Source organism: Saccharopolyspora antiqui, from assembly GCF_052246905.1.
GTDB lineage: Bacteria > Actinomycetota > Actinomycetes > Mycobacteriales > Pseudonocardiaceae > Saccharopolyspora.
Genome location: NZ_JBQQBO010000064.1, coordinates 1 through 682 on the forward strand (window position 1 = coordinate 1; position 682 = coordinate 682).

1 rRNA gene is annotated in these 682 nt (G+C 50.3%); it reads left to right on the forward strand.

Features of this window, described 5'->3' with window-relative positions:
• Window positions 1-682, forward strand: a 23S ribosomal RNA gene (locus tag ACTWQN_RS38020); the annotation flags it as partial.

Genomic DNA, 682 nt, shown 5'->3' on the forward strand with positions numbered 1-682 from the left:
TCCCTTGCTGAATACATAGGCAAGGGAAGCGAACGCAGCGAACTGAAACATCTAAGTAGCTGTAGGAACAGAAATCAACCGAGATTCCCAAAGTAGTGGCGAGCGAAATGGGATCAGCCTTGTACTCTTTAGCAGTATTGCTAGCAGAACGGAATGGAAAGTCCGGCCATAGCGGGTGATAGCCCCGTATGCGAAAGCAGTATTGTGGAACTAGGTGTACGACAAGTAGGGCGGGACACGTGAAATCCTGTCTGAAGATGGGGGGACCATCCTCCAAGGCTAAATACTCGTAATCGACCGATAGTGAACCAGTACCGTGAGGGAAAGGCGAAAAGAACCCCGGGAGGGGAGTGAAATAGATCCTGAAACCGCATGCATACAAACAGTCGGAGCCTGGAAACGGGTGACGGCGTACCTTTTGTATCATGGGTCAGCGACTTACATTCAGTGGCAAGCTTAACCGATTAGGGAAGGCGTAGCGAAAGCGAGTCCGAATAGGGCGTTCAGTCGCTGGGTGTAGACCCGAAACCAAGTGATCTATCCATGGCCAGGTTGAAGGTGCGGTAACACGTACTGGAGGACCGAACCCACTAACGTTGAAAAGTTAGGGGATGAGCTGTGGATAGGGGTGAAAGGCTAAACAAACTTGGAAATAGCTGGTTCTCTCCGAAAACTATTTAGG